Genomic DNA, 23,939 nt, shown 5'->3' with positions numbered 1-23,939 from the left:
AACTTTTGGTGCGCCTGTGCGGTGGCGTTATGGTGGGGCTTATTCGTCAAAAACGATATTGATGCGTCGATTTTGACGGCCTTTCTTTTCGATTTTCGACACCGTGACGCGGCCGATTTCAGACGTGTTTTTAACGTGCGTTCCGCCGCAGGGTTGGAAATCGATGCCCTCGATCGTGACGGTACGAATGGAATGGCCATCCATTGGCGGCTGTACGGACATGGTGCGCACCAGTTCGGGATTGGCTTTAAGCTCTGCGATGCTGATTTCGCCATCATAAACATCGGCGTTGCGTGCAATCAGTTCATTAAGTTTCGCGGTGATGTCATCTTTGTCGAGTACAGCATCAGGCAAATTGAAATCAAGCCGGGCCTTGTGCGCGGCAATGTTGCCGCCCGTGACATCGCCGTCAATAGTTGCGCATAGCAAATGCATGCAGGTGTGATAGCGCATCAAGCGATGTCGGTTATCCCAATCAATAATGGCCTCAACCTCATCCCCAATGCCGGGCAGGTCATGCCCATCGGCGATAATGTGCAGATGTGTGCCGGTTTCTTTGTCCTTAACCGTGGTGGCAACGGGAATGCTTGACCCTGACGCGGTTTTAAGGATGCCGATGTCGCCCGCTTGCCCGCCGGATGTGGCGTAGAAAACGGTTTGATCCAGTGCGACCCCGCGATCGGAAATCGCTGTTACTTTGGCGGTGCAGCTTTTGGTGTAGGCATCTTCACGAAACAAAAGGCGTGTCATTTTGGTGTTTCTCCGGTGGGGCTTGGACGCAACGACCGTCATGTTTGTTTGTATTTTGCCGCCGCGATGCTTTCGGTGGTGTCATGGTGCGGTCGGGTGGGGTGGATTGTCGAGGATAAATATGCAGCCGGCACGTGCATTAGGGGTGTATAATAATTTACGAAAAATGAATAATGATGTTTGTATACGTACATAATGTATGATATGTCAGGGTCGTAAATCAGGAGTATGACCCAAGGTGTCGGCACTTATTCACGTAAAACTGACGGGCGAAGGTGACTTCGGGCCGGTGGATCTAGAATGTGCGATCCCGCCTGCGCGCCTGCCTGTTGTGATGGCCGCCTTGTTTGGGCAGCCGTTGCCGGTTGGCGGTGACCGAATTTCCCATAATGCCACGGCGTCATCGCCATCGCCCAGCAATGCCCACGATATGCGATCAAAAACGGATGCCCGTTTGACTGGCACGTCTGTTGATGGGGCGGATGACAGGGCGGTTGGTGGTGCAAGTGTTGGACGCGCAGGGGCCGCTTCACCGATCAACGAGGATGTTGTTGCGGATCGTCTGGGCGGATCGGCGGCGCCTGGCGTTTCCCATGAGAATGCGCGGTCTCAGGGCGGTTTACTTGCTTTTGCGCCAGAATCTTATGGGGCCGGGGGCGAGGTGATGGACCCGGGGACGTTCCTGACGCGGTTTGTTGGGACACTTGGCGATTTGGTGGCACGGTTACAGCCGCGCGGTTTTGCTGAAACCATTTTGATTGCAGCGATTTGGCTGCATTACCGCGATGCACGCAACATGGTGACGCGCGATGATATACGACGGGCTTTACGCCGTCAGGATCACCTTCGCATGCCGCGCAATTTTAGTCGTGATTTCCATACTGCACTGTCACGTGGCTATCTTGAGATGGTCGAAAACGAAGACGGCTATGTGGTTTCGTCGGCGGGATATCAGTGGTTTCGTTCTGAATGTCGAAAATGATACAAAAAGTCGAAAAGTAACTTGACTATATGTATGGATAATGTATCGTTTTTGACAGGGACAATAAAGTGGGCGGGACCTAAAAATGCGAGAGTGGGAAGTCAGAACCAGCTGCCGTGTCTGGCGCGGGCGGTATGTCATCCGGGGGGATGTTGATCGTATCGCCAATGACATTGTTGAATTGAAACAAAATCGTTTTCCGGGTTTGGACAATGGCAAGGTATCGCTTCGTGTTGTGACGATGGCGGTCATGTCGGTTCTGGCCGAGGAATGCTGCGAAGACGGGGTGACCGCAGCCGAGCTTTCATTTCTTTTGACGACCTGCCTTGGTATGCCGATTTCACCGACCCGGATCGAACAGGAAATGAAGGACCTTACTGGTCTTGTCTGGACCGGGACATGGGGTGGTGAAACCTTGTATGTCATGGAAAAGCGCGGCTTACGGTTCTTTGACGGCGCGCGTGCGATGGCACTGCCAAAATGCAGCAACGATATGGCGGCCGAGCCGAAAACCGCGCAGGACAATGATAGCGATGTGGTTGATCTTGCGGTTTTGGCCAATCGCGCACCCCATGCGCGGTACCGTGTTGTCAGTTGATCCATTTGATTGATTTTAGATATTTTGACCCGTCGGTTACGTCCGGCGGGTTTTTTATGTTTGCGGTCACAATCTAGCGATTGCGCAAAAGACGCTTGACCGTTTCGTTTTTCAGCCTTAAAAATTTGCCATGGAAAACACAAAGATTCATATTAATGCCTATTTTACGTCGTCCAAATAAGGGCGGCGCGTGTTGATTTGTATCTGATCAAATGAAAACAGGCTGCCACAGGGCGGCCTTTTGTTTTTCATCCCCGGTTGCCCTTGGTGGTCTTATCACGAAGGAAAACCGAAATGACCCATATCTCTGTTTCTGATCGTACCCCGGCCCTTGAACTCGCCCCGGATGACCTGGAAGGCGGGATCGAGGTGGCATCGCTTATTGTTATGGCGGGATTTGCCAAAACACGCACAGAGGCCCGCGATCTTGTTGGGCATGGCGCGGTCTGGATCGAAGAAAAACAAATCCGTGATCCGGAACATCATGTGCTGAGTTATGCGTTCGACGACGGTGAAATCCTGCGGCTTTCGGCGGGGGCAGGTCGTAGCGCAACGATCCAGCGTGTGGGCTGAACGGTTTTTATATGTGCCGGGCAGATGTTGCCAGATACGTTTAAAATAGTGACATCTGCCCATCGGCACTGGGCCGTTTAAAGCCGGTACAATCAAGATTAAGCGACCGTCCGTCGAGGCCATGTTTTCTGCGTGCGGCCTTAAATCGGGTGGCGATTAAATCGGCAATCGGGCCGGTACCGCGCATGCGGGTGCCAAATTCTGATTGGTAGATATCACCGCCACGCATTTGCTTAATCAGCGAAATGACTTTGGCCTTGCGGTCTGGGTAGTGGGCTTCAAGCCATTCTTCAAACAAATTGGCAATTTCAAGCGGCAGCCGCAGGACGATATGGCCGACTGACCGTGCCCCGGCATCCGCACAGGCGGCCACAATGTTTTCGATTTCCGTGTCATTAAGGCCGGGAATGATTGGCGCGCACAATACGGTTACGGGAATGCCCGCATCAGATAGCTTGCGAATGGCATCAAGACGCCGGTGTGGGGCCGATGCACGCGGTTCCAGCAGGTTCGATAATCGGTGATCCAGGCTGGTGACAGACACGGCGACCGATGCGCGGTTATTCGCCGCCATGGGTGCAATCAGATCAATGTCGCGCGCGACAAGCCCATTTTTCGTAATCAGCGAAAAGGGGTGCTGGCAGTCTGACAGAACCTTGATGATGGATCGGGTCAGCTGTTTATCGCGGTCAACCGGCTGATAAGGATCGGTGTTGGTACCAATGACAATCGGGGCCGGGGAATAGGACCGCGCGGAAAGCTGTTTGCGCAAAAGGGTCGGCGCATCGGGTTTCCAGAAAAGCTTGGTTTCAAAATCAAGCCCCGGCGAGAGGCCGAGATAGGCGTGGCTTGGCCGGGCAAAGCAATAAACGCAACCATGTTCACACCCGCGATAGGGGTTGATTGATCGATCAAATGGCACATCAGGGCTTTGATTGCGGGTAATCACACTGCGCGCGCCATCAATACCAAGGGTGGTTTTCGTGCGCGGTGGGGCATCTTCCATCAATTGCCCCAGCCAACCATCATCGACTTCTTGATGAATGTGACGTTCAAAACGACCGTCAATATTCGATACGGCACCGCGCCCCTTTTGGCTGCGGGCGGGCAGGATGCTTTGGTCGTGTGGCGTGGTTGACCATCCATCATCAAATCCCGCCCTTTGCGGGCAGGCAACAGTGTGCGAGATGTTGTTCTTCATACGTGTACATTAAAGAACAAAATAGGAACATTCAAGCGAAAGCTGATGTCATCAAGGTATGCGATACGATGCGAGGTTAGGGGCAGGTTGTGCCGCTTGTCGTGACCGTTCCGGTAATGGTGTAACCACTCATACCCGTCGAACATGTTGTGATGTTCGATGTATTGCCGCCACCCGACAGATTGGTGATCACGACGCTGCCGGCAAGTACGATATATTTTTTGGTGCCAGCTTTACCGGTTATGGAAACCGTGTTGTCATTGATGCGGATGTTTGAATTGTTGCTGCCCCTAATAGATAAGAGCTGAGCAGTGCTGCCGTTGGCCACAACGGAAATATCGTTGTTTTCAATTGTGACATTGTGCTTTCCATCGATTTTGGCGATGGCTGTGCTTTCTCCCTTTGTGAGGTTTGCGGTGATGCCAATCAGGCTGCTGTTATCAGCCATATCAAAGAAACGACTGGCACCACCCCCAGCGACTTGTCCTTCACCAGAGATGGGTGCATCTGGAATGGCGACCGTAACCGACCGTCCGGTTGGGGTTTTGATGTTAAGTGCGCCACCCCCGACAATTGTTTGCCCATCCTGAACGGTTGTGACGGACGCAACATTTGTGTAGTTGCCGTTTAGGATCACGGTGGAATTGGTACCTGCATTGGCAATGGCGGTGGAAAAATCGGCTGCCGATATTGCGTTGCTGTTCAAAAGCGTGATCGTTTTTCCGTCCGCTGTCTGGGTAATTTCAGTTGGGGCCGAAAACTGTCCTGCCTGACTGACGACATCGATGTCGCGGATGATGGGGGCGGTCATTCGCCGTTCCATCGCGGTTAAACGTGGTTTTGGGGCATCGCCAAAATTTTGTAGTGGGATACGAAGCCGGAAGCTGGCAAAACCCTTTGTGCCGCGCGGATTGTCATGCTGAATTTCAGCCCCCAATGAAAAGCGCGATCCTTCCCATAAGAACGGAACTTTATCAAAGGTCAGGTCCAGTCGTCCGCGTGGTCCTTGAATGGTATCAACCTTTTTCTCGGTAAAGCGATACCCACCGGCATAAGCGCGAAGCTGCTGCCCGGCATCCGGCTCAAATAATGGAATGCGCCAGCCAATTTCCGCATCAAAACCCCGCAAAGCGCGTTCTTCACCCTGGCTATACATCAATGTGGCGCCACTAACATCGACAGTGCTTAGACTGTCTTCCATATATTGCGTGGTGCCAATTGGCACATAGGCATTGGCGCGGAAATCCCAATCAACAGAAAGTGCTTCGGCGCCAAAGGTGAGTTGATTGAATTTGTTGCCATATGGGCTGTGGCGGCGGTCAAAATAACCGTAACCACCGATATTCCATCCCGTATCAAGCATCTGACGGATGCCAAGGCCAAAATTGCCTTCGTGGCTGTTATTGTCATCCATGCGTGCGCGGATACTGCCAAAGCTCAGCGTGTTGTCGTCTTGCCAAAGCGGGATAAACAAGTCCGCCTCGCCAAGGTTTCGGTCTGTTCCTGCCTTGCCTTCCAGATCAATATGCGGGCCCCATTTGTCGAGGGTTCGCACGGTGTCGGCATTGGCGCCAGACGCCGCCAAAACCGTTGAAGCAAACAGCAATCCAATCAGGGTGTTCTTTTTCACTCGCATCACAAAATCTGGTCATCAGGCATCATTATGCCGCGGCAATAAGCCACAGCATCGCGGTGCATCAAAGGTGCAAATATGTGGGAATGACAGTGTCCCGCTTAGGCATGACTGTTTGTCATGTCTTTGTTTTGTTGTGAAAAAGTTACCGACAAAGACGCGTGCTAACAAAAGGTATTCTTTATCATTTTCCCAAAAGTTATCATTATCCAAAGGCGGGAAAGGTGAATGCCATATCAATGTATGGTGACAATTCTTGCCTTGCCGGTTTTCCGATCCGTTCTATAATTTTTTATGCGCCGTCATCATCAGGGGATCATTTAATGGATTGGACACAGGTTTTAAGTTTCGCACTTGTCGCGTCGCTATTGGTGATGTCGCCCGGTCCGAATGGTGTCTTGATTGCCAAAACCGTGCCGACATCGGGGCGCGCGGCCGGGGTTGCCAATGTTGCGGGATTTGTGACGGCGTTTTACCTGCATGGGACGCTGTCGATTTTGGGCATCTCGGTCATTTTGGTGCAATCAGCACAGGCGTTTTTGGTGGTTAAGCTGTTGGGGGCGGCCTATTTATGCTGGGTCGGGTTTAAGGCGCTGCGCGATGCGTGGCGCGGTGTTGCCAAGGTCGCCGATGTTAGCCCGGCCAAACAACGCCGGACCTTAATGGCGGCTTACGGCGAAGGTTTCCTGACCAATGCGCTGAACCCAAAGGTTTCGATTTTTTATCTGGCGGCGTTCCCGCAATTTATTCCGGCGGGCGAGGGGGCTGTTGGTGCTGCGTTCATGCTGGTTTGTCTGCATGCGTTGATCAATGCGGTATGGTTTGCGGCGATGGTCATGTTGCTCGCACGCTTAACCCGCTATGCCACGAGTGGCCGGTTCCAGCGCAGTTTAAAGGCCGTAACCGGGGCGGTGTTTATTGGCTTTGGCGTCAAACTGGCGACGTTTAGGCCCTAGTTTGACTGTCGTGCCAATTAGCCCGCTTTTGGGCTTGTCGCTATACTGATGCCCGTCCGGATGCATATCCCGGCGGGCTTTTTATTTGCGCAGAATAATCAGCACCAAGATACAGGCAAACGCGCCAAGCAGGATGTCTGCAACCATGGTGCTGTTGACCATCATGGCCTCGAAGGCGGCGATTGGCAGGATCAGGGATGCCAGAAACAAAAAGACCGGATTAAACAGTTTGTTTTTCATCTTAGGCCCCTATCGAATTCATAGAAATCAACAACATACCAAGGGCAATGAAACCGCAAAGTAAGGTCAGGATCACACCCGTTTTAAGGACAACCGATAATACCGGGCCTTCCTTGCCTGACAGCCCAACCGTGGAACAACCGACAAGGATTTTCGAAGGGGCCAGCATGCTGCCAAGGGACGCACCCGCGGCCTGTGCGCCCAAAACCAGCGAGGTTGAAATTCCCGCAAGTTCGGCGGTGTGGCGTTGGAACATGCCAAAGACAACGTTGGAGTTGTTCGTGCTACCGGTCATGAAGGCGCCCAATGCACCAACGACCGGGGCAATGATCGGATAGGCAATGGCAAAGGCGCCAGAAAACAGCGCCGCACCGCCTTCGGCCAGGGCATAGGTCATGCCCGCGTGGTCCATAATGATCGCAAGACCAATTACCGGAACCATGCCAATGCTGGTTGGAAGCCCGCTTTTAAGCGTGCGTTGCCAGATGCGTTTGCCAATCCCGTCGGCGTAATGCCCACGGAGCTTAAAGAAGGTAAAGCTGATTGCCGAGGTATATAAAAGCAGGGCGCCCGGATGGCCGAAAATGGCAATCGCCTTGGCACTTTCGGCGTCAACCTGCCAGCCAAGCGATGTGCTGGTGGCCGGGAAATCAAGTGTAAAGCGGATGCTGCCCAAAAAGGTTTCGACGGCTGGAATAAAGGTCGCGCAGCCGACCAAAACGATAAACACCAGATAAGGCGTAAGCGCCTCGATCAGGGGCATCGGTTGATCATCTTCCTCGACCTGTTCGGCAACGTCATCAGGATGGGGTTTCCAGAACCGGGTGACAAGGATCGACATCGCAAGCCCGGCAATCCCGGCGGTCAGCCCGCCCAATGTCCAAACGCCGTAATTGGCCATGACATATTGCGTGATTCCCATGGTGCCAGAAATCAGCAGCAGGGGAATGATCCGGCGGCGAATGGTGCGAAAACCGCCATCCAGCCACAGAACCGCCGCGCCACATAGCATCCCCGACAGCCCCAAAAGAATGGCGGCATCATGGGTAAGATCAGCACCAGGAATGCCGGTGACACCAATAAGCGCCTCAAACGAGGTGGCCATATTCCCAAACAGGACCGACCAACTATGCCCGATCATCGGGGCGGCAACCGCCAACACCGGCGAGAACCCCATTCCCAGCAAAAGCGGGGCGACCACGGCAATCGGCACGCCAAAGCCAGCCACACCTTGCAAAAAGGTGGCAAAGACATAGCCCAAGATCAGCAATTGCATCGGGCGATCATCGGTTAAGGACCGAATGGCGCGGCCGATGGTTTTAATCGCACCGGCTTCGTCTGCCGCAAAATACAGGATCAGGGCGGCCCAAACGATATAAAGAATATAAAGGGCCAGCATCACGCCCTTGGCCTGGGCGATGATCAGCATTTGCGTCGGAGCGCCGAAATAGAAAACAGCAATTAGGGCGGTGACGAACCATGCGGCAGCACCGGCACGTGCGGCCCCCCAATTGGCTTTGATCATAAGGAATAGGATGGTCGCAATCGGCGCTGCCGCCAACAAAAACTCAGTCATGTGGGGCGCACCATAACCGTTTGAAACATGGTTGTTTATCGTCGGACAGTCGACGGGATAAGCATACTGTCCGAGCCGGCAATTAAGTGCAAGTCGCGTGCTGTTGGTATTTCGTATGATGAAATACAAATGCCGGACTCAAACTGAGCCCGGCATGATGTTTTGACAGCTAAGAACAGGATTGCGCGTTGGGTTACGCGCAGTTTTGTTTGGTTTCTTCGCCGTTAAGTTCTTTGATCAGTTCGGCTGCGATGCCAAACGATTTAAGCCGTGCGGTTTGATCAAAAATGTTGGCCGTGACCATGACTTCATCAACATTTGTCATGTACAGGAATTCACGCAGTTTTTTGCGTACCGTGTCGCGCCCGCCAATCGCGGCATAGCGCATGGCATGATCAACACCGGCCTTTTCGACCCGGTTCCAGATGGTGTCCATATCCTTGACCGGTTCGGGCAACTGTCCCGGCGTACCACGGCGCAGGTTTAAGAACTGCTGCTGCATCGAGGTTGCCAGATATTCGCCTTCCTCGTCGGTATCAGCACCAAAGAACCCCATCGCAGCGATCGCATAGGGTTTATCAAGCTGGTCACTCGGTTCAAAGCGATGACGATACAGCGACAGTGCATCCATCAGCATGTCTGGTGCAAAGTGCGATGCAAAGGCAAAGGGCAGGCCAAGGCGCGCGGCAAGATCCGCCGAAAACAGGCTGCTGCCCAAAAGCCACATCGGTACTTGGGACCCATATCCCGGGACCGCACGGATCGGCGGATTGCCTTCGAGCGGGGCCAAGAAGGCCTGTACTTGAAGGACGTCCTGAATAAAGCGGTCTTCTGAGCCATGCATGTCGCGGCGAAGGGCGGCGGCGGTGCGTTGGTCTGTGCCCGGTGCGCGGCCAATGCCAAGGTCAATGCGACCGGGGTGTAGGGCATCAAGGGTTCCAAATTGCTCGGCAATCACCAGCGGCGCATGGTTTGGCAGCATTACGCCACCCGAACCAACGCGGATGGTTTTCGTGCCCGCTGCCACATGCGCAATCACGACCGAGGTGGCCGCACTGGCAATGCCGGGCATATTGTGATGTTCGGCCAGCCAGTAGCGATGATAGCCGAGTTTTTCGGCATGCTGGGCAAGTGTCAGCGTATTACGCAATGCATCACTGGGATGCTCACCGGTATTGACGGGGCATAGATCAAGAAGGGAATATCTTACCATTCGACAGACTTTCGGTTTGGCGCGCAATCAAGTCCGATGAACCGGCGCGCCCAATTTCGACAATTGCACCTAATTTAGCGTGAAATCGTCTTGCCGCCAGTCCCGGTTCCGATGATTGCGCAGCAAGCCATTGATTTTCTGATTTATTCCTACGCGATGGGGGCCATATCGCGATGTGCAGCCAATGTGCGGCTGACAAAATTGCGAAGTGCGATTGAGATATCATTACTGCGATAGGCCAAGGATAATTGGGCAATTGGCACCGCACCATCAATTTCGCGGTAGGCGACCCCGTTGGCCTGAAGCTGTGTCATGGGTTTGGGGACCAATGAAAAGCCAAGTTCGGCCGCAACGAAATTAATCACCGAGCCAAGCTGGGGGGCTGATTGGCCGAGGTTGGGTTCAAATCCGGCGGTGCGACAGGCAGTCACGACCTTGTCAAAATGGGTCGGGCCCACGGCCCGTGGGGTCAGGATGAGGGATTCTTCTGCCAGTTCCGAAAGGGCAACCTTTTGCTTTTGCGCGGCGGGATGCCCCGCGGGCAGAACCAAGACCATCGGTTCTGCTGAAATGACATGAAGCCGAATACCATCGCCTGCAATCGCGTCTTGACGCAGAAATACCGCATCAAGGCGTTCGTCTTTTAAGCCGGTAACAAGCTGTGCTGAGTTGGCTTCTTCCAGGGTCATTTCCACGCCGGGAAAGGCACGGCGAAAATCACGGAAAATGCGCGGGACAGACGGGCTAAATGCGGCGGATGCGGTAAAACCAACCCGCAGCGATCCAACTTCGCCACGTCCGGCACGTTGGGCGGCCCTGATGGCGCGTTCGGCAAGGTCGGGGAACTGTGCGACGATGTCGTAAAAGGCTGACCCGGCCTCAGTCAGTTCTGCCCCGTGTGGAACGCGGTGAAAAACGGCGGTACCGATTTCGGCTTCAAGGTCGCGGATTTGTTGACTAAGCGGGGGTTGCCCAATGCCGATTTTTGCCGCCGCACGGGTAAAGTTTCCTTCGCGGGCGACCGCCAAGAAATAACGGATATGGCGCAGTTCCATGGTGGTTATATCCAAAACATATCAAGATTGATTGTATCATATATTGGACGGATGGGGCGTGAACTGCAACCATAAGCGCCATTCTACGCATCATTCTAAATGAGATGATAAATGCCTGCATTTCCGGGGAACTCCCAAGATCGCGATAAGCTGCAAGCTGGCGGCGGTGCCGATACCCATAATGACGCGGTCGGGCCAAGTGCAATATCCTCGCAAACAGGTGAGGGTGAGGCAGGTGGTGACACCAGTGCGCGTGCGTCTGCGGACCCGGTTTGGATACAGCCCGGTTCGGCGGCGTTTCGCCGGATCAGTGTGGCGCTTTTCTTGGCCGGGTATGCGACCTTTTCGCTGATTTACTGTGTGCAACCCTTGTTGCCGGAATTGGCCCGTCACTTTGCGGTGGGGCCGGCGGAAAGCTCGCTCGCGCTTTCGCTGACGACCGGGTTTTTGGCCTTTGCGATCTTGCTGGCCGGTGCCGTGTCCGAGGCGACCGGGCGTAAGAAGCTGATGCTGATTTCAATGTGTGTGGCGTCGGTTTTAAATCTGATCGCGCCCTTATTATCAGACTGGCATGCGTTTTTGGTTGTGCGCGCACTGGAAGGATTAATGCTGGGCGGTGTGCCCGCGGTTGCGATGGCGTATCTGGCCGAAGAAATTGATCCCAAGGGGCTTGGCATGGCCATGGGGATTTACATCAGCGGCACGGCGATTGGCGGATTAAGCGGGCGCGTGGTGATTGGGTTCCTAACCGATCTTTTGGGCTGGCATATGGCGTTGGGGGCGATGGGCGCGCTTGGCCTTTTGGCGGCGCTTGGTTTTGCGATTTTGCTTCCTGCTTCGCGCAATTTCGTCCGGCGTCCCGGTTTTCAGGTGGGTTACCATATGCGGGCGTGGGCCGGGCATTTAACCCATGCGGGTTTGCCGTTTGTGTTTTTGATCGGCGCGTTTGCCATGGGCTGCTTTGTGACGATCTTTAACTATGTCGGTTTTCGATTATCCGATGCACCCTATGAGCTTAGTCAAAGTCAAATCGGTTTGATTTTTGTCGTCTATTTATGTGGATCGGTCACGTCATCCATTGCAGGCGCCTTATCAGACAAGCTGGGACGTGGACCGGTCTTGGTGTTTGGGGTGCTGTTGGCCGGTGCTGGTGTCGGTATGACATTGCTGGAAAGCCTGCCGGGGATCATTGGCGGGATTGTCGTTTTGACCAGCGGTTTTTTTGTCGCGCACTCTATCGCCAGTGGCTGGGTGGGGCGCCTTGCCGAAACGTCCAAGGGCCATGCGTCGTCATTGTATCTTCTGGCGTATTATTTGGGATCAAGCATCATGGGATCAGTCGGTGGTTGGTTCTGGGCGCACGGTGGATGGAACGCAGTTGCGGCATTTGCGGGTGCGATGTTGGTTGGGGCGCTGTTGTGCGGTTTGTATTTGTGGCGGATGGCAACCCAGGCGCGACACAAAGCACAGGATAGCTTGGCCAAGGCATCCTAGACCCAGATGTGACGAATTGCCCAACCGGGCAGGGCTATAAACGTGTTTCGTGCGATAAAACAAAACCCCCGGCCTTTTGCAGGTCGGGGGTTTTCAATTTTGATCGCTGGGGCGTGCGTTTAAAGCCAGCTTGGGGTCGGAAGACCTTTTTCTTTGAGGAATTCCGGGTTCCAAAGCTTGCTCTGGTAGCGCGAACCAAGGTCACAGAGAATGGTGACGATGGTTTTACCTGGCCCAAGTTCGCGGGCAAGACGCACAGCACCGGCAATGTTGATCCCGGTGGAGCCGCCCATGCACAGGCCTTCTTCCTTTAACAGGTCAAAGACGATGGGCAGCATTTCGTCATCGCTGATCTGGAACGGGTGATCAATTTCGACCCCTTCAAGATTGGCAGTGATGCGCCCTTGACCGATGCCTTCGGAGATTGAGCTTCCTTCGGATTTCAGTTCGCCAAATTTATAGTGGCTATAAAGGGCGGCCCCCATCGGATCAGCAAGGCCGATCTGGATGTCTTTGTTTCGGTCTTTCAGGCCAAGCGACACACCGGCAAGTGTACCCCCTGTGCCAACAGCACAGATAAATCCATCAACCTTGCCATCGGTCTGTTCCCAGATTTCAGGCGCGGTGGTGTCGATATGGCCCTGACGGTTGGCAATGTTGTCAAACTGGTTCGCCCAGATTGCGCCATTGGGTTCGGTTTTTGCCAATTCCTCGGCCAGTCGGCGCGATACGTGAACGTAGTTGTTTTCATCGCGGTAGGGGACAGCAGGCACTTCGCGAAGGTCCGCACCCAAAAGACGCAGAAGGTCTTTCTTTTCCTGGCTTTGGGTTTCCGGGATCACGATAACGGTGCGATAGCCAAGCGCATTGCCAACAACGGCCAAGCCGATGCCGGTGTTGCCAGCCGTACCTTCGACGATGACGCCGCCTGGTTTCAAAAGTCCGCGTGCCTCGGCGTCGCGGATGATGGCAAGCGCAGCACGGTCTTTAACCGATCCGCCCGGATTGGCGTATTCCGCTTTGCCCAGAATGGTGCAGCCCGTCAACTCGGAGACCTTTTTCAGTTTCACAAGTGGGGTGCGGCCAATGGCTTCGATGGTGCCATTGCGAATGTCCATGACAGACTCCAAACATAGTTGGGGTGAAAACTTGATGACCTGTTGATTGGGTGGTTTATACACAAAAGTCAAGATGGATTGCGTCATACAACACGAATTAAGTGTTGATTAATCGGCGAAGGCAGTTTTGCATTAGTCGCCGGAAACGCCGGTTTCCGTGCGCAGGCGGTCGCGATTAAGCATCAGCCACTGAACCGCAATTGTCGCCGTTGCATTACAGAGTTGTCCATTTTGCAACATGGCAAAGCATTCTTTGGCCGAAACTTTGTAAACACGGATATCTTCGCCTTCATCCTTTACACCGTGGATGCCACCAATATTGGTGGTGTCGACACGCCCGTAATAAAGGGTCACGGTCTCGCTTGAGCAGCCCGGCGTGACATAATATCGCGATATGTATTCTAGTGGCCCGATGATCTTACAGCCGGATTCTTCCATGGTTTCGCGATGGGCGACGTCGGTTGCATTTTCGCCAACTTCAATGATCCCGGCGACGATTTCATTTAACCATAATGGCATGTCGTCATCTTGCTGGTTTACCGATATTGCGCCGGGGCGAAATTGCTCAATCAGGACAACCTCATCACGCACCGGGTCATAGGGAAGGACCGCAACCGCATGCCCGCGTTCAAGAACTTCGCGCTGAAGAACCGCACTTTCGCCGCCATCAAACGTTTCGTGACGCAGGCGATAAACATCCATTTTGAAATAGCCATCCCAACCGCGGTTTTTTTTCAAGAATTTCGTATTTTTTAGGGCTCATTTTATCTGTATCCATTGTCGTGTTTGCGCAAAATTTTAATTGGGATGGTTAGGGCTTGGGGCGGAAAACTCGCTGGAATATTCGACTTAAAGCATTTATTATCCATTTGTATGGTAAGCTCGATATGTTGCAGGTGATTTGGCGTTAGATGCGGTAACATTTGAACCAATTATATCGCAATGCAATGTGTAGATTGATTTAACCACATAGAACGTCTTTGGTTTTGGTCTATGGTCCCGCGTCTTTGCCCGGACTAATAGTGACAATTCTGTACGAAGTACCGGGAAACGCATGGGGGATTTTGGGCGTTGATGCGATTTGAGCCAACTGAGATCGCACGTCTTTATGGGCGTTCACGGGTAGGGGTTGTTGTACATAAGGACCTTAAGGCCGTGTATGTGAACGATGCCTATGCCAAGATGGTTGGCCGTCGGGATGTCAAAGATTTCATGGCATCACCGGATATGCGCCAATATATCCCGCCCAGCTTTCATTACGAAGCCGTAAAGCTTGTAGATACCTATCAGCATAGCAGCGGCTTTCACGGTTGGAAAAAGGTTTACAACCTTCGGGTGGATGGATCACCCGTCTGGATGGAAATCAGCGATGAAACCGTTGAATGGCAAGACAGCAGTGCCGTCCTGACCACAGCACAGATGATTGATAACGGCACGACCGCGATGCAGGTCGACCATATGTTGGGCCGGTCTTTCATCGGGGTGATGGTTCACCGCAACATGACAGCCCTTTATGTAAACGAAGCATTCGCCCGCCTTATGGGGGCCGAAAATGCCAGTGAATTCATGGCAAATCCCAACGTGCTTCGGTTTGTGCCAAAGCGGTATCAAGAACGCGCAACCAAACACGTTGCAGCGATTTTAAGCGGTGAAATACACGGTGAACGGCATCGCGTCGAAGATATTCTTGATGATGGAACTTCGGTTTGGCGCGATCTGACCGATGAACGTATTTTATGGCATGATGGCAAGCCTGCCATTTTAACCACGGCACATGATGTTCGTGAAGAAGTCGAAATGCATGACGCCTTGGTGCGCGCCAAGGCCGGGCTCGAAGAAGCCGTAACCGAAGTCATTCGGATGGTGCCGTCGGCGGTGGCGATGCTTGATAACAAGCTCGACGTTATTCACTATAATCATGAATTTTCCCGCCTGTTTGGTACGAATGGCAATCCCGAAGATGCCTCGCCATCCTTTGAAATCGCGGCGTTGCGTGATTGTTATGCGCATTTGAAGGAAAATGGGCATGGGCACGCGACAATTGATGAAATGGATACGCCATCGGGGCGTCTGGCCGACGTTCGCATGAACATGATGGAAGGCGGCGGTGTGATGATTTCCGCCACCGATATTACCGATCACAAGCGCAAGGAAGAATTCCTTGATACCCTGGCGTCAACAGATCCACTGACCCGGACGCTAAATCGGCGCGGGTTTGAAAGTGCGGTCAGCCGCCTGCGCGAAATTCGACATCTGAAAGATAAAAGCTGGGTCTTTGGCCTGATTGTTCTGGATCTGGATTTCTTTAAGCAGACCAATGACACCTATGGTCACGCGATCGGTGACCGTGTCCTTGAAAAGGTGGCAGAAGTGTTGCGCCAAGCGCTGCGTGATGATGACCTTGTTGTGCGGTTAGGCGGTGAAGAGTTTGCCGTTTTGTTGCCATCGGCCACAGTCGCGGTAACCAAACGCATTGCAGAAAGACTGGCCAGCCTGATCCGCGATGTTGAAGTGCCCGTCGATAAGGATGGCAGCACCGTTGCAAAAGTCACCGCCAGTTTCGGTGTGACTGTTGGCGGGGAAGGGCGGAAGAAATCCATTGAACTTGCCGAAGCGATGCGTGTTGCGGACCGAGCCATGTATGCGGCCAAACAAGCCGGTCGTAATCAAATCAAATTCAAAATGATGGACTCGGAAGGCGCGAAACCTTTGAGTAGTCGGTCCTCCTGATCTTTAATCTCTCCATGGCGTTGAATTTTCTGTAATCTGTTGCAAGCCGTGTGCATGCAAAGCAGGAGCTTTTCCTATGGATATTCGGGCGATGACATCTTCTGATGGCAATGGCGTTGTCGATATTTATCGGCGTGGATTGCAATCGGGGCACGCATCCTTTCAGGAAAACGCAGGTCATTGGTCCGATTGGGATCAGGGCCATCTGGATATTTGTCGTTTGGTCGCCAGTGAACCCGATGGGCAGATATGTGGTTGGGCTGGTCTTTCGGGTGTTTCCGGGCGCTGTGTTTATCAAGGGGTTGCCGAGATATCGGTTTATGTCGACCCCGATTGTCACGGGCAGGGTGTGGGCAGCATGTTGCTTCGCCGTTTAATCGCCGAAAGTGAAAAACATGGCTTTTGGTCGTTAGAGGCCGGGATTTTCCCCGAGAATCAAGCAAGTATTGCGCTTCATGAAAAACACGGTTTTGAGCTTGTCGGGCGCAAGCGCCGATTGGGGCACATGGGGTATGGGCCGATGGCAGGGCAATGGCGCGACGTGATGTTGTTTCAGCGGCGCAGTGAAATTGTCGGGATTGATTAGTTTGGCGGCTGGTGCGACGGCAGTGTTTGGGGTGAAATTGCGCAGAAACCCTTGCGCGCACTTTAAATTATTGCCTCGATAGGGTAATTAACGGGACGAACCCGCGAAACCCATAGGGCAATAAACATACAGGAGAGCGCCACCGTGAACGAGATCAGCAAAATTGCGCCGGTCGCGATTTGGGAGAATTTCCAAAAGCTTTGCGATACCCCACGTCCATCGAACAAAGAAGAAGCCGTTTTACAGCTTCTTGAAAAAATGGCAGATGCCAAAGGGTTTGCGCATTTCCGCGATAGCGGCAGCAACCTTGTCATTACGGTTCCGGCGACCCCGGGCTATGAAGACCGCAAAATGGTTATCCTGCAGGCCCATGTTGATATGGTGACCCAGGCCAATTCCGGTTCGACCCATAATTTTGATACCGATCCAATCCGCATGGTAATGGACGGGGAATGGATCACCGCAGACAACACCACCCTTGGCGCGGATAACGGCATTGGTGCCGCGGCCATGATGGGCTTTATGACCGAAGACGGTCTTGAGCACGGCCCGCTGGAACTTCTGTTCACCGTGGATGAGGAACGCGGCCTTACCGGGGCGATGAACCTTGAACCGGGCCGTCTTCAGGGTGAAATCCTTTTGAACCTTGATACTGAAGACGAGTATGAACTTTGCGTTGGCTGTGCCGGCGGTGGTGACCTTGTTGCCCATTTTGAGTATCAACCAGAAGCCGTTGATGGTGACTTTGTTGCCCGTGACATCGCGTTGACCGGCCTTAAAGGCGGGCATTCGGGGATTGATATCATTCTTGGTCTGGGCAATGCCAACAAGCTGATGTCGCGTTTCCTGCGCCGCGCGATCCGCGATTTTGGTGCACGCATTGTATCGATCAATGCCGGCACGGCGCGCAATGCCATCCCGCGTGAATCGTTTGCATCTGTTGTTTTGCCAGCCGATCAGGCGTCTGCATTTAATACCGCACTGGCGGAATTTGGCGAAGAGGTCAAAGACGAAATTGGCGCGATTGAGCCGAAATTTGCCATCGCCGCCAAAGACGGTGATCTTCCTAAAAAGGCGATGAGTACTGCTGACTCGCAAAAATTCAACAATGCCTGTGTTGGCGTGCCCAATGGCGTTCAGGCCATGAGCACAAGTGTTGAAGGGGTTGTTGAAACCTCGATCAATTTGGCGATCATTAAACTTTCTGATGGCAAAGCAGAAGTGACCCTGTCGGCACGCAGTTCGATCAATTCGGCACGTGATTCAATCCGCGAAGCCGCGACCGCTGTTTTTGAAAATATCGGTGCGACGGTCAAATGGGGCGATGCCTATCCGGGGTGGAAACCAAACGCAGATAGCGAAGCGGTTAAACTGATGATGGCCGTGCATCGCGACATGTTTGGCAAGGATCCTGAAATTCGTGTGATCCATGCTGGTTTGGAATGCGGCGTTCTGGGATCGAAATATCCACATTGGGATATGGTTTCGTTTGGTCCGACCATTAAACGTGCGCACAGCCCGGATGAATGTGTCCATGTGCCAAGTGTTAGCCGTTTCTGGGATTACCTGTTGGCGGCATTGAAAGCGATCCCGACCAAGGCGTAATCGCCTTTCGGGAGCAAACGCACACTACAGAGATGGCTTTTATCAATGCGACTGACTGCCTTTGGTGGTCAGTCGCAATTGTTTTGGCTGCACCATGTATCCCGTGCATCGGCACCATTGCCGGGCACAAGGGCATCAAGGTTTACAAAGCCGGTTTCACCAATCGATGTATTGATCTCAACCCAGATGCCTTCGCTGTCGCCAGAAACATAAACCGTTTCGAACCGGGCAAGACGGCGAATGACCTTGGTGTTTACGCCAGCCCCTTCGCGCATGTTTAGCAAATCACGGTCGACATAATATGGATCGCGGTCTTCGCCGATCATTTGGGCGACTTGGCGGGTGATCGCGGTGCTTTTTTCCGCGACCATTGTCGGCAGGTCGTGGGTCAGGAAACCTTGCCCGGGGCCAAAGGCGATCAATAGCGCGAATATCAGTACAAAAAGCGGACTTAGATGGAGGAGGGCGACCAATGTGCCAACCTGTTTCCATTCATCGCGCACGCGCCGGGCTGGTTGTCCGTCTTCTAGGCGGCGAATGCTGGTGCGGATTTGTTCGGCCAAGGCGGATCTGTTTGTGCCGATAAAATCACGCGCCTGAAGCAACACCGCACGCGCAAGCGGCCGGTTGCCCGACCGTTCAAATGCGGTGGCTTGGGCAAAAAGAAGCTTGGCATTGCCTTCGGCCGGGAAGGTGCCGCCGCGCATGTTGCCAAGGATGGCGCGCCATGCTGGCACAAAACTGCGCCAGCCCCAAAAACCGCGCAGCCATGTTTTAAAACTGGCCTTAAGCGCCATGCGTCTTGCACCCTTTGGGGCAAGATAGGCGGAAACGGTTTCTGTGCGCATGCTATTGAAAAAACCACGCACGATCTTGAATTCAACCAAGCGCGGCTGCGCAGATACGACTCCTGTTACCGCGCATTGGATTAAACCCGCTGTGTTGCTGGTCGGTTTTTTGTTTTTGTGGCGCCGCGCACCGGGGTGAATGTTGCTTTTGCGGGCGCTGGCTTTTGCCTGCTGTTCACGGTACGCCTGATTGGCGCGGGCATATTTATCATTCTTACCGGGCGGCGGTTGCTGTTCCTTGCGGCCCGAGCCGGCAAATCCTTGTCGCGTCTTATGCGCGTTGCCCGGCCCGGCGGCGTTGGGGCCATAGGCGGATGTGCCTGATGGTTTGCCGTTGGTGTTGCGCCCTTGGCCGTTGGCGCCGTTGCTGGCCTGTGGTGGGGCTTTGCGTTCGCCGATCAGGATTTCGTATGCTTCGGTGATGTCTTTGAATTTTTCTTCCGAATCCGCGTCTGTGTTGCGGTCAGGATGGTATTCGAACGCCAGTTTGCGATAGGCAAGCTTGATTTCCTTTGCACTCGCACCGGGCGCAATGTTTAGCATGCGATAATAAATGCCCAGGCGATCCTGATTCATGGCGAAAGAAAGTTCCTGTCTGGCGTGGCTTCCCTGCGCGGGAGCATTCGTTGCAATCGGTTTTTAAAAGTCGCTTTGTCAGCGCAATCATATGATTGAAATCTTAACACGTTGTCACTTTTGCCGAATTGCCATATTTTGCAAGAATCAAAGTTAAACATCTTCGGAACAAACAGGTAGCCACATTGAAGCTGAAGTTTTGGCAACGCAATGTCGATCAAGACGATGATGTGTCGCAAGAAGACAATGCGTCCGAGTTCCAGATGCCGCCGGGGCATTACCTTAGCCTTGGCACCCGTTTGCGTGCCAAATGGGAAGGCTATGACGATCCGATTGAATATTATCTGCTTCAGCTTGAAATAGATGCCTATGCCGATTGGCTGCGCAAGATGCGTATTTTTCTTGCCCGCCCGGTCGAGCCTGAGCTTTCTGAGCTTGATCTTGATGAAGAAATCGGCCGCTGGCCGCCCGAACGCATTCGGCTTTATGACAAGCTGTTTGATCACGGCATCATGATCCCTGGGGGTCATGAATACGCCCTTGAGCTGGCAAAGCCACTAGCACTTGATGAAACACTAAGCTGTTTGGAGATTGGTGCGAAGCTTGGTGGGGTGGCGCGTATCTTGGCGGATCGGCTTGGCGTTTGGGTGACGGCCTATGAACGCGACGGTGAATTGGCGCTGCTGGGCATGGAGCGTTCAGTTCAAGCCGGGGTCCAGAAAAAAGTCCCGGTCCAAGTTTTTGATCCGAGTGCGCCGGATCTTCGCAAAGCCTATTTCAACGTGGTTTATTCCTTTGGCGAGATGTTTAAAGTCCCGGGAAAGGATGCGTTTCTTGCGGCCCTTGCCGATACATTGCGTGACCACGGACAGATATTGCTGACCGACTATGTCCTGACCCGTGATCTTGATGAGGCCGAGCTTGGTCGATGGGCGAAGTTGGAAGAAGAAGAGCTGTTTCCGTGGACGGCCCAAGAATACAAAAAGAAATTGGGCGCGCTTAAATTCGATATCCGCATTGCCAAAGATGAGTCGGAAACGCATCTGTCGCACATCAAAATGGCGTGGATGACCATCTTATCAGATATGCAAAGGGGTGGTTTAGACCCCGATTTGATGGATTATATGGTTTCTGAGATGGAAATGTGGATGAATCGCGTAAAAATGCTTGAAAATGGGTCGCTGGCCTTTTATCGCTTCTACGCAACAATCCGGTGACCGGTAAGTTTTTGACTGCCGCAGGCGACTTTATTGGGTTTTATGCCAAATTGTGTCGCCGCAACCTGTTTTATGTGTTGACAGGGGCTGGTCCTACTTCTATTTTCCGGCTTCCTCAAAGGGGCCAAGTTTCTAAGGTTTAAGATTATGAAGATCCGGAACTCATTGAAATCCGCGAAACTGCGGGAAAAAGGCTGCCGTATCGTGCGCCGCCGTGGCCGCGTATACGTCATCAATAAGAAGAACCCGCGCTTCAAGGCGCGTCAGGGTTAATTCCCGGCATCTTGAATGCAATGGTTTTACAAAACGCCGCATTGGTTTTCCAATGCGGCGTTTTGTTTTGTGCGCTGTTTAAGGCTTTTGATTGCGTCTAAGTGGGCAGGGTTTGTTGTGGCAGCTATAGAGAGGCCTTTGCCGGCAGGCTGCTTTGTTGCCGTTGGCGAGCCGCATAGCACGTTATAAACGGACTAAGTGGGGCGTTAAAGAAGCCGTTAGCGGTGCCCGGGAGCATCCATAGCATTTGGATGGAAACCTCTTGGCCTCCATCCAAAGGAAGTGTTTTTAGCTGTTCGAGTGATTAATGGGTGGTTGGACCTGATTTCGGTGACGACGGTGCGACCGTATAAAGTTCGGTCTTGCTATGGCGGCCGCGCAGAAGAACGTCGCCGGCCTTGATCACCCGGCTTGGATCCGAAAGTAACGCACGCGTGCTTTCGGAGATCAGAACATTGGTATCAAGGGCCTTATTTTCCTGTTCCAGTCGCGACGCGGTGTTGACCGCATCACCGTGAACCGTAAAGGACAGGCGTTCCTTCGCCCCAACATTCCCGGCAACCATTTTGCCTGTATTCACCCCGCAGCGGCAGCGGATTGATAGTCCTTCGAATGTGCGGCTGTTGACTTCTTGTTCTAGTGCAATCGCACTATTAAGTGCTGCATCGGCATGGTTTTCTATGTCATTGAAAACATTATAAACCGCAAGGATCGCATCGCCCTGGAATTGGGTGATGATACCGCCATGGGCTTCGATAATGCGGGTTGCACAATCGAAGTAATCATTAAGTGTCGAAATAATTTGCTGCGGTTCGAGGCTTTCGCACATGGCGGTGAAATCCACGATATCGACAAACAGCACCGTTGCTTCGGTCAGCTGTGGGGGGAGAACCCCGGAATCCGTTCCCGATGCCAGCAGTTTTTTGGCAATTGATGGCGGGACAAATTTACCAAACAGGCTGGTGATGCGTTCGCGGTCACGCACCGCAATCATCATGTGATTGAATGACCGCGCGGCGTCGTCATATTCACGAATGCGGCTGCCCATCAGGTGCGGCATGTCGGTCATGGCGATGTCTTCGTCTTCAAAGTCCCGTGCCGCTGCGGCAAACCGTCTGATGGGTTTGGTGAATTGGCGTGAAACAATCACCGCAACGATGATGGCGACCAAAAGCACGACGCCGCCCAGAACCGATGCCAGGACAAGTCGTTGCCATTCATCATTAAATAGCCTTTCGTCGAAATGGATTCCAATGATGATCGGCGAAATTGCTGCGTCATCGATTTGGCGCGTCACAATCAGGTTATATTTACCATCAAGGTCTAGTCCAGAAAGCTGGATGCCTTTGGTTTCCGGGTGATCGTCATCATCAATTTCAAGGCGTTCGGATTTTCCAAGGTTGGCCAAAACCGGATCGTTGATGTCATTGATGGTTGGAAGCGGGATGGGGCTGCGCGCGATATTTGCGTCATTAATCAGTTTTGACGCCGTATTCGTTCCCCAGTCGCGCAATCCCGGATGCGCCATAACTCGGTTGCCGCCAATCAGGATAAACGGTGTCCCGGGCAAATCTTCGCGCCCACGAATAAGGCTGTCTGACAGGTTTGAAAGCGACAGATACTGAATAAAGGTTCCAAGATATTTGCCGTCACTAAAAAGCGGCACCCAGCTTGTGACGACTGTTTTTTTGAAATAGGGGTCCCAGCTTGGATAGCCGGTTCTGGCGGGGACGGGGCCGCGCAGTTGGGCCAACTCAGAAAACAGCATGTCATCAATCGGCAGGGTCCGGCGGATGATGCTCATATCTTTGGGGTTATAGCCGATAAACTGTCGTTCATCGGTGATCAGGCCATAGGCCATGACGTCAATGTCCGCCGCGGCAAGCGCACGCATGGCGTTGCCCCATCCGTACTGAAAACTCGGATCAAGCGCGCCCGTTTCGACCTGTCGGGCCACCCAGGTGGAGCGTTGATTAACCTCGTGCATGCGTTCACGCATGGTGCGTTGTACCGATGTCAGATCGACATCGGCAAGCATGACCCAAAGATTGCGCGTGTTTTCATAGGCGGTGCCAAGGCCGACATAAAGTGCAAGCCCAACGCCCAGAATGCTTGTCGCGGAAAAAGCAGCAATAAGGACAGAAAGGACAGAATATCTGCGTTTTGACGTCACTCGGTGTTTCTTCCTCAATAGGAGGTTCCCCAACCTCAGTTCGCAGTTTAGCGGCGATCGAATTTGGTTGAAAGGATGATTGAGCTTGATGTGCGTTTTATTCCCAAAAGTCCGCCGATCTGATCAAGCACGGCATCCAGTTCTTCGGGGGTGTCGGCAGCAATTTCCGCAATCAGATCAAACTCGCCAGAAATCGCAAGGCAGCGCACGCAATTGGGCACTTTTTGTAAGGCGCTAACAACACCAGCGGATTGCTTTTGTTCAAGCTGAATCATGACTTCTGCCAATAAAACGGGTCGGGCCTCGTCGCCCAACTGAACGGTATAGCCCGTGATTGTTTGGGACTTTTCAAGCCGTTCGAGCCGTTCTTGAACTGCACTGCGTGATAGGCCGACATCGCGTGCTAGTGCTGCAATCGGGGTGCGCGCGTTTTCCTGCAATCTTGCGATCAGGCGACGGTCTGTTTCATCAGGTCGGCGTTTCATCGGGTTTACCCATAAAAGTGACGGCTTATTTACGTGTTTTGACAGTATCGCCGGGTT

Annotated in this window: 22 protein-coding genes; 10 read left to right on the top strand and 12 right to left on the bottom strand. The window is 53.1% G+C overall.

The window, feature by feature from the left end; genetic code table 11:
* Positions 1-39: 39 nt before the first annotated feature.
* The gene (locus HCZ99_RS13085; RefSeq protein WP_167447432.1) at positions 40-750 is read right to left on the bottom strand and encodes an alanyl-tRNA editing protein; all 711 of its coding nucleotides are present in this window, start codon (positions 748-750) and stop codon (positions 40-42) included.
* A 238-nt stretch (positions 751-988) separates the two neighbouring features.
* On the opposite strand from HCZ99_RS13085, the gene HCZ99_RS13080 reads away from it, so the two are divergent.
* The 3 genes from HCZ99_RS13080 (at position 989) to HCZ99_RS13070 (ending at position 2,903) form a co-directional block, all read left to right on the top strand.
* Positions 989-1,732: a DUF4194 domain-containing protein gene (locus HCZ99_RS13080; protein ID WP_167447430.1), complete on the top strand. Its 744-nt coding sequence runs from the start codon at positions 989-991 to the stop codon at positions 1,730-1,732.
* An 85-nt stretch (positions 1,733-1,817) separates the two neighbouring features.
* A complete protein-coding gene (locus HCZ99_RS13075; protein ID WP_167447428.1) occupies positions 1,818-2,330 on the top strand; it encodes a hypothetical protein in 513 nt (170 codons plus the stop codon).
* Positions 2,331-2,624: 294 nt separating this feature from the next.
* Positions 2,625-2,903 carry a S4 domain-containing protein gene (locus HCZ99_RS13070; RefSeq protein WP_167447426.1) on the top strand — a complete coding sequence of 93 codons (279 nt, stop codon included), beginning with the start codon at positions 2,625-2,627 and terminating at the stop codon, positions 2,901-2,903.
* 40 nt (positions 2,904-2,943) lie between these two features.
* Here HCZ99_RS13070 and HCZ99_RS13065 read toward each other — a convergent pair whose 3' ends face one another.
* Positions 2,944-4,104, bottom strand: a complete 1,161-nt coding sequence (locus HCZ99_RS13065) for a PA0069 family radical SAM protein (RefSeq protein ID WP_167447424.1) — start codon at positions 4,102-4,104, stop codon at positions 2,944-2,946.
* A 76-nt stretch (positions 4,105-4,180) separates the two neighbouring features.
* The gene (locus HCZ99_RS13060; protein WP_167447423.1) at positions 4,181-5,740 is read right to left on the bottom strand and encodes an inverse autotransporter beta domain-containing protein; all 1,560 of its coding nucleotides are present in this window, start codon (positions 5,738-5,740) and stop codon (positions 4,181-4,183) included.
* A 320-nt stretch (positions 5,741-6,060) separates the two neighbouring features.
* Between HCZ99_RS13060 and HCZ99_RS13055 the strand changes: the two genes are divergently transcribed.
* Positions 6,061-6,693, top strand: coding sequence for a LysE family translocator (locus HCZ99_RS13055; protein WP_167447421.1), 633 nt, complete (start codon positions 6,061-6,063; stop codon positions 6,691-6,693).
* Between the two features lie 81 nt (positions 6,694-6,774).
* Here HCZ99_RS13055 and HCZ99_RS13050 read toward each other — a convergent pair whose 3' ends face one another.
* From HCZ99_RS13050 to HCZ99_RS13035, 4 genes are all read right to left on the bottom strand, one after another.
* Complete coding sequence (locus tag HCZ99_RS13050) at positions 6,775-6,933, bottom strand: hypothetical protein (RefSeq protein ID WP_167447419.1); 159 nt, start codon at positions 6,931-6,933, stop codon at positions 6,775-6,777.
* Between the two features lies 1 nt (position 6,934).
* Positions 6,935-8,509, bottom strand: coding sequence for an L-lactate permease (locus tag HCZ99_RS13045; RefSeq protein WP_167447418.1), 1,575 nt, complete (start codon positions 8,507-8,509; stop codon positions 6,935-6,937).
* 193 nt (positions 8,510-8,702) lie between these two features.
* Positions 8,703-9,722 (bottom strand): LLM class flavin-dependent oxidoreductase, encoded by a 1,020-nt coding sequence (locus HCZ99_RS13040; RefSeq protein WP_167447416.1) that lies wholly within the window; start codon positions 9,720-9,722, stop codon positions 8,703-8,705.
* Between the two features lie 149 nt (positions 9,723-9,871).
* On the bottom strand, positions 9,872-10,777 hold the full coding sequence (locus tag HCZ99_RS13035) for a LysR family transcriptional regulator (RefSeq protein ID WP_167447414.1): 906 nt from the start codon (positions 10,775-10,777) through the stop codon (positions 9,872-9,874).
* Between the two features lie 111 nt (positions 10,778-10,888).
* Between HCZ99_RS13035 and HCZ99_RS13030 the strand changes: the two genes are divergently transcribed.
* On the top strand, positions 10,889-12,271 hold the full coding sequence (locus HCZ99_RS13030; RefSeq protein ID WP_167447412.1) for an MFS transporter: 1,383 nt from the start codon (positions 10,889-10,891) through the stop codon (positions 12,269-12,271).
* Positions 12,272-12,390: 119 nt separating this feature from the next.
* Here HCZ99_RS13030 and HCZ99_RS13025 read toward each other — a convergent pair whose 3' ends face one another.
* Together HCZ99_RS13025 and HCZ99_RS13020 are read right to left on the bottom strand one after the other, a co-directional pair.
* Positions 12,391-13,389, bottom strand: coding sequence for a cysteine synthase A (locus tag HCZ99_RS13025; protein ID WP_167447410.1), 999 nt, complete (start codon positions 13,387-13,389; stop codon positions 12,391-12,393).
* A 132-nt stretch (positions 13,390-13,521) separates the two neighbouring features.
* A complete protein-coding gene (locus HCZ99_RS13020) occupies positions 13,522-14,127 on the bottom strand; it encodes an NUDIX domain-containing protein (RefSeq protein WP_254869594.1) in 606 nt (201 codons plus the stop codon).
* Between the two features lie 336 nt (positions 14,128-14,463).
* Here HCZ99_RS13020 and HCZ99_RS13015 point away from each other — a divergent pair, with 336 nt between their 5' ends.
* From HCZ99_RS13015 to HCZ99_RS13005, 3 genes are all read left to right on the top strand, one after another.
* A complete protein-coding gene (locus tag HCZ99_RS13015; RefSeq protein ID WP_167447408.1) occupies positions 14,464-16,119 on the top strand; it encodes a sensor domain-containing diguanylate cyclase in 1,656 nt (551 codons plus the stop codon).
* A 76-nt stretch (positions 16,120-16,195) separates the two neighbouring features.
* A complete protein-coding gene (locus HCZ99_RS13010) occupies positions 16,196-16,705 on the top strand; it encodes a GNAT family N-acetyltransferase (RefSeq protein WP_167447406.1) in 510 nt (169 codons plus the stop codon).
* Positions 16,706-16,849: 144 nt separating this feature from the next.
* Complete coding sequence (locus HCZ99_RS13005; protein ID WP_167447403.1) at positions 16,850-18,310, top strand: aminoacyl-histidine dipeptidase; 1,461 nt, start codon at positions 16,850-16,852, stop codon at positions 18,308-18,310.
* Positions 18,311-18,378: 68 nt separating this feature from the next.
* Here HCZ99_RS13005 and HCZ99_RS13000 read toward each other — a convergent pair whose 3' ends face one another.
* Positions 18,379-19,734, bottom strand: a complete 1,356-nt coding sequence (locus HCZ99_RS13000) for a DnaJ domain-containing protein (RefSeq protein WP_167447402.1) — start codon at positions 19,732-19,734, stop codon at positions 18,379-18,381.
* Between the two features lie 185 nt (positions 19,735-19,919).
* Between HCZ99_RS13000 and HCZ99_RS12995 the strand changes: the two genes are divergently transcribed.
* Both HCZ99_RS12995 and ykgO read left to right on the top strand, forming a co-directional pair.
* Positions 19,920-20,951: a methyltransferase domain-containing protein gene (locus HCZ99_RS12995; RefSeq protein WP_167447400.1), complete on the top strand. Its 1,032-nt coding sequence runs from the start codon at positions 19,920-19,922 to the stop codon at positions 20,949-20,951.
* A gap of 147 nt (positions 20,952-21,098) precedes the next feature.
* A complete protein-coding gene (ykgO, locus tag HCZ99_RS12990) occupies positions 21,099-21,224 on the top strand; it encodes a type B 50S ribosomal protein L36 (protein ID WP_007090004.1) in 126 nt (41 codons plus the stop codon).
* Positions 21,225-21,528: 304 nt separating this feature from the next.
* Here ykgO and HCZ99_RS12985 read toward each other — a convergent pair whose 3' ends face one another.
* Both HCZ99_RS12985 and HCZ99_RS12980 read right to left on the bottom strand, forming a co-directional pair.
* Positions 21,529-23,397: an adenylate/guanylate cyclase domain-containing protein gene (locus HCZ99_RS12985; protein WP_167447398.1), complete on the bottom strand. Its 1,869-nt coding sequence runs from the start codon at positions 23,395-23,397 to the stop codon at positions 21,529-21,531.
* 47 nt (positions 23,398-23,444) lie between these two features.
* A complete protein-coding gene (locus tag HCZ99_RS12980) occupies positions 23,445-23,882 on the bottom strand; it encodes an Lrp/AsnC family transcriptional regulator (protein WP_167447396.1) in 438 nt (145 codons plus the stop codon).
* Between the last annotated feature and the right edge of the window lie 57 nt (positions 23,883-23,939).

Source organism: Thalassospira lucentensis (genome assembly GCF_011806425.1).
In the GTDB taxonomy this organism is placed as follows: domain Bacteria; phylum Pseudomonadota; class Alphaproteobacteria; order Rhodospirillales; family Thalassospiraceae; genus Thalassospira; species Thalassospira lucentensis_B.
Note: the sequence above shows the minus strand (reverse complement) of the source record. Positions and strands in the feature narration are given on the sequence as shown.